Origin of the sequence: Parasutterella muris, assembly GCF_943193095.1 — a bacterium.
Lineage (GTDB): Bacteria > Pseudomonadota > Gammaproteobacteria > Burkholderiales > Burkholderiaceae_F > Parasutterella > Parasutterella muris.
On record NZ_CALPCV010000051.1, the window covers coordinates 1 to 5,336 of the forward strand.

6 protein-coding genes and 1 tRNA gene are annotated in these 5,336 nt (G+C 48.4%); 5 read left to right on the forward strand and 2 right to left on the reverse strand.

The annotated features are described in order from the left end of the window. Window positions 1–2: 2 nt before the first annotated feature. A tRNA-Phe gene (locus NFR90_RS11335) sits at window positions 3–75 on the reverse strand. Window positions 76–237: 162 nt separating this feature from the next. On the opposite strand from NFR90_RS11335, the gene NFR90_RS11340 reads away from it, so the two are divergent. Both NFR90_RS11340 and NFR90_RS11345 read left to right on the forward strand, forming a co-directional pair. After that, window positions 238–1,035, forward strand: a complete 798-nt coding sequence (locus NFR90_RS11340; RefSeq protein WP_251453107.1) for a DsbC family protein — start codon at window positions 238–240, stop codon at window positions 1,033–1,035. A gap of 80 nt (window positions 1,036–1,115) precedes the next feature. Further along, window positions 1,116–1,586, forward strand: coding sequence for a thioredoxin fold domain-containing protein (locus NFR90_RS11345; RefSeq protein ID WP_251453109.1), 471 nt, complete (start codon window positions 1,116–1,118; stop codon window positions 1,584–1,586). On the opposite strand, the gene mltA is transcribed toward NFR90_RS11345, so the two are convergent. Further along, on the reverse strand, window positions 1,564–2,745 hold the full coding sequence (mltA, locus tag NFR90_RS11350; protein ID WP_251453116.1) for a murein transglycosylase A: 1,182 nt from the start codon (window positions 2,743–2,745) through the stop codon (window positions 1,564–1,566). The two genes, NFR90_RS11345 and mltA, sit on opposite strands and share 23 nt — an antisense overlap. Window positions 2,746–2,942: 197 nt before the next feature. Between mltA and rpe the strand changes: the two genes are divergently transcribed. Genes rpe through NFR90_RS11365 form a run of 3 tightly spaced genes read left to right on the forward strand, consistent with a single transcriptional unit; the run spans window position 2,943 to window position 5,007 of the window. Then, window positions 2,943–3,632, forward strand: coding sequence for a ribulose-phosphate 3-epimerase (gene rpe / locus NFR90_RS11355; RefSeq protein WP_160336287.1), 690 nt, complete (start codon window positions 2,943–2,945; stop codon window positions 3,630–3,632). Next, window positions 3,629–4,312, forward strand: coding sequence for an HAD-IA family hydrolase (locus tag NFR90_RS11360; RefSeq protein WP_251453117.1), 684 nt, complete (start codon window positions 3,629–3,631; stop codon window positions 4,310–4,312). The genes rpe and NFR90_RS11360 overlap by 4 nt, the downstream gene beginning before the upstream one ends. A 2-nt stretch (window positions 4,313–4,314) precedes the next feature. Then, a complete protein-coding gene (locus NFR90_RS11365) occupies window positions 4,315–5,007 on the forward strand; it encodes a uracil-DNA glycosylase (RefSeq protein WP_251453118.1) in 693 nt (230 codons plus the stop codon). The last annotated feature ends 329 nt before the right edge of the window (window positions 5,008–5,336 follow it).

A 5,336-nucleotide genomic window follows, 5' to 3' on the forward strand; every position in this document is an offset into this window, starting at 1 on the left:
GGTGGCTAGAGGCGGAATCGAACCACCGACACGCGGATTTTCAATCCGCTGCTCTACCAACTGAGCTATCTAGCCGTTTTTCGTTTCAGAGCCGCAAACTATACACGAAATCTATCTTTTGTGTTGAGAAAGAGAAGCAAAAGATTTGTATAGTGTATCAACTGATTTCAAAGCGGTTCCATTAATGGAGCTTTCAGCTTGTTGGGATACAAATTTGGAAAATTTATCGGAGAACACATGACTACACTTAGGAAAATCTCTGCCGCGCTTTTTTTCAGCGGTTCTCTTGCCTGCGGAGCGGCCCTTGCGCAGTCCGCGGCACCGGCTCCCGCGGTCCAGACTGAAGCCACTTCGCAGCAGCAGTCATCCGAGGAGCCCTTCACACTGGAAGGTTTAAGAAAAAAACTGATCGGCAGGCTCGGAACGAATGTCAGCGAAGTGTCGGAGACTGCGTTTCCCGGGCTGTATGAGGCCATTGTAGGTCCCGACATTCTCTACACGGATAAGAATGCAGATTTTCTTATTATGGGGCAGCTTTTTGATACCAAGACGCAGAGAAACTTAACTGCAGAGACGAAAGACCGTCTTAACAAGATCGATTTCTCAGCGCTGCCCTTGGATGACGCGATCAAAGTCGTGCAGGGGAACGGGTCAAGGAAGATAGCGGTTTTCTCCGATCCTTACTGCACATACTGCAAAAAGCTTGAAGCGACTCTGAAGGATATGAACGATGTGACCATCTATACGTTCCTTTATCCTGTGATTCGCGCCAATTCCCGTGAGCAGAGCGAAGCGATTTGGTGCGCGAAGGACAGAGGAGCCGCTTGGCGCGCGCAAATGATTGAAGGCAAGTCTGCCGCACCTAAAGATCCGAAGTGCGACACATCGGCTCTGGACAGAAACATTGATTTAGGCGGAAGACTTCAGGTCACCGGAACTCCGACGGTCTTTGTTCCGAACGGGCAGAGAGCGCCGGGGGCGGTAAGCCTGGAATACTTAGAAAAGATGCTGGCAGTCGAGCCTAAGAAAAATTAACTCTCGGTATGGGCTGATTTGAACAGCTAAACCTCCCAAGCGTTTTATATTTGAATGAAACGCAAAGGGAGGTTTTTTATATGAAAAAATTTGATTTTGATGCTTGGCCGACAGATGACTCAATTAAGATCAAACTCGGTGCCGGTCAGTACAAGGTAGCGGTTTTTGTTGATCCTAACTGCCCATGGTGCAAGCGTTTTTTTGAAGAGGACATCGACAAGCTGACGGACATCGATTTCTATGTTTTCTTAACATCCGTGTTGGGAGAAGAATCGGAAGAACTTTCAGCAGCGATTTACGCCTCGAAGAATCCGCATGAAGCCTGGAAAAACTGGATCATGAATGAAGAAAAGCCTAAGGCCGTAGCCGGAGAGGCGCAGCGCGAGATCGTTGACCGCAACACCAAACTTTTTGATGAGCTGAAAAACGAAACCGTCCCGGCCGTTTATCTTGGCAACGGGGACGGCCCGTTTGGTTTTATGACTGCTTTAGAGCTTGTCTCCAAGATTGAGCATCTCTGTAAAAACTCTAATTTGGTCTCACACCTTTAGGAAGAAGAAGCCAAGCGCTGACGGAGCTCTTTTGCCGCCCTGCTTGGCTGCCTGCTTCATCTCCAAAGCCCCAGAAGTAATCAAACCGAATAGGGCCCTTGATAGCGCCGCCCGTGTCCTGTGCGACAACCGGTCGGACGAATTCAAGAGCGGGAGAGCTTTGGGAAACAGACACGAGAAGCGGCGTACCCAGAGGAATATATTTCCTGTCAACCGCGACGGAGGCTTTGGGAGTTAACGGCAGTCCTTGAGCGCCGATTGGTCCTTCATCTGCGTTATCTGCCTCACGCGGTTTAAAGAAGACAAAACTCGGATTTTGATTTAAGAGTGTGTCGACCTTATCCGGGTTTTGGAACGCCCACGCGCGAATATTCTGCATAGAGAGTTCGTGTCGCTTCAGATAGCCTTTTTCAACCAGCCATGAACCTACGGCCTTGTAGGGATGGCCGTTCTGATCGTCGTAACCGACGCGGATCATTTTTCCGTCTTCAGTCTGCAGTCTTCCCGAACCCTGAATTTGCAGGAAAAAGACGGCGACAGGGTCTGAGCTCCAGGCTATCGCGTTTTTATCCAGATCGTGGCGCTTGATGATTTGAGCGCGTGAATCATAAGGAACGAGTTTTCTGCCTTCTACCTTTCCGCGCAGACGCATCCCTTTTAATTTCGGATACAGAGAGGCGAGATCCACAATAATCAGATCATCCGGCGTTGAAAGGATCGGAATAGTATGTTTGGCGGTGCGTACAGATGAAACTTTGAGCATCGGCTCGTAGTATCCCGTCATCAGACCTTTGTCGGATTTAGAGTAAACCGTTCCGGTTTGTTTGCCGATAACCTGTGTGGAGATTTGCCAGGGAGTGAAATTATTCTTGAAAAAGGATTCAGCCTCCGAGCTGTCCGTGCTTTGAGCCTTGAAGCAGACATCTTTCCAGTCGGCCTTCTTCCCGAAAGATCGGCATGAAACCTTGAATGCAGAGAGCGCGGCGGCCCAATCTTGCGAGTCTGACGAAGGCAACTCGTCAAAAGAGCTGATCTCATAACGAACCGCTTCTTCAGTCGGTTCCGTAATATCTTCTTTCTTCGTCGTGCTTGAACAGGAGCAAAGCAGAAGTGCCGCCAGGATAGAGACGGGCAGAAGAGTTTTTCTTTCGAATGTCATGGTTGCATGGTAAACGCAGTGATTTGTAGGGATTGTATGAACATTTCGTTTAAAACGCGAGACTAAAAAGCGATTTGAGGCCAAAGATTCAGGTTCGTTCACTGCGGCTATCAGAAAAATTCAACAACAAAACCTATGCCGTACAGCGAGTAAAGGCGTTCTGTCTTAGCGATAAAATTGCGAAAAAGGAGTTTTATATGGACAAGTCGAAATTTCGTATTGCACCTTCAATTCTTTCAGCGGATTTTGCCTGTCTCGGTCAGGAAGTTCGAGACGTTGTGGCGGCCGGAGCTGATTGGATTCACTTTGATGTGATGGACAATCATTATGTTCCGAACCTGACGGTCGGCCCGATGGTCTGTAAGGCTTTGCGTCCTCATACAGAGGCGCCGATTGATGTTCATCTGATGGTTGAACCGGTTGATGATCTGATCCCGATGTTTGCAAAAGCCGGAGCTAATATCATTACTTTCCATCCGGAAGCGAGCCGACATGTTGATCGGACTCTGAACCTGATTCGCGAGCACGGATGCAAATCAGGTTTGGCACTGAATCCTGCAACAAGTCTGGAGTATCTGCACTATGAGCTCGACAATGTCGATATGGTGCTTCTGATGAGTGTGAATCCCGGTTTCGGCGGTCAGTCTTTCATTCCTACGACGATTGGTAAGCTCAGAGAGTGCCGTGCTTTATTGGACACCTATGAAGAGGCGACCGGCAGGAAAGTCCTCTTGGAAGTAGACGGCGGTGTTAAGGTTTCGAACATTAGAGAAATCGCACAAGCAGGAGCCGATACATTTGTGGCCGGAAGCGCGATTTTTAATCAGCCGGATTACAAGTCCGTTATCGATTCAATGCGTAAAGAGCTGGAGAATATTTCCGAATGAACGTGAAAGACGTAAGAACCGTCTTATTCGATCTTGACGGGACATTGATTGACACGGTTAAAGGTCTGACACAGCTGGTCAACCTTATGCGCAAAGACTTTGGAAAACCGCCGTTGTCCGAAGAAATCGTGGGACGCTATATCGGAAAAGGCATGCTTGTTTTAGTGCGCCGGGCAATGACGGAATCGATGGATGCTCCGCTGGACGATCAAATTTACCAACTCGCAGTGAAGAGTCTTTTTTTGCATACCGAGAAGGGGGAGTATGACAAAGGAACCATCTACCCGGGAACAAAAGAGGTGATTGAGTCTCTTAAGAAAAAGGGACTGAAGATTGCAGTGGTGACAAACAAACCCTACAACATGACGCTTGAAGTTTTAGAACAGGCGGGCATAAAAGATTTGTTTGACGTCATTATCGGAGGAGATTCCGCTTCTTCTCCCAAGCCCTCGGGGGCACCGGTTCTTCTTGCGTGTGAAAAACTGGGTGTCGAGCCGGGGCAGGCAATAATGGTTGGAGATTCCGGCAATGACAGTCAGTCTGCCAAGGCTGCCGGTGTTGCGTGTCTGCTAGTGTCCACAGGCTGGAGCGAAGGAATACCGCTGTCAGAAATCGCAAAACGGGACGGGGCAGAGGCGATTATTTCGACCTTATCCGAAGTTTCTAAATTCATCGGATAACTATGCTTGGAATAGAAATACAAAATCGATGGAAAGAGACCGTCGAAAAATTCGCCAACTCACCGAAAGGCCGAATGCTGGAGGCATTTCTGCGTCAGGAAAGTGAACGCGGTGCGGAAGTCTACCCGCCGAATCCCTTCCGCGCGCTGCAGCTGGTTTCACCGGAATCCGTACGTGTCGTTATTCTCGGCCAGGATCCGTACCATACGCCCGGAGTGGCGGATGGGCTGGCATTTTCTGTCGGCCCCGAGAATCGTCCGGCTCCGAGCCTCAGGAATATCTTCAAGGAAATTCAGAGAGAATACGGTCCGCATGATTTTGTCAGCGGAGATTTGACCGGCTGGGCAAAGCAAGGTGTTCTGCTTTTGAATTCTGTTTTTACAGTGAGAATGAAGGAGCCGGGCTCACATGCGAAGAAGGGCTGGGAACTTCTCTCCGACGAAATTATTCGTGAGACAAGCCGGCAGGGCAGGCCGATCGTGTACATGCTTTGGGGCAACCATGCGAAGAAAAAGCGCGCACTCATAGAAAGCTGCGGCGGAAGTGCTCTGATTCTCGAAAGCAACCATCCCTCGCCATTGTCAGCGACAAAGGCGCCTGAGCCGTTTATAGGGAACGGTCATTTCCAAAAAGCGAACGAATGGCTGAAGCAGCATAATCAGCCGATGATTGACTGGCTGAATACCCGTGGCTAAAAAGAAACATTTATAACCCGTTGATTAAGCAATAAAAGTTAACTGACAAATGTTTCTAATTGTAAAAATATAGAGTTTTGGTTGACAGCTATAAAAATCAACTTCATAATTTGCATCCTCGCTGATCAACACGACAGCGAAAACAAAGTTCTTTAAAAATTTATCGACGACCGATAAGAGCGGGCGCTGAAGATTTAAGCGGGTTTAGAAGACTGAATTCGCGAAGCAATTTTTAGCTCGCACTTATTGGATGAAGGAGTAGAAATACTCCGTCAAACACCAAGAGAGTGATTCGAGCGACAACAGAGATTAAACAAAAGAGTTTGATC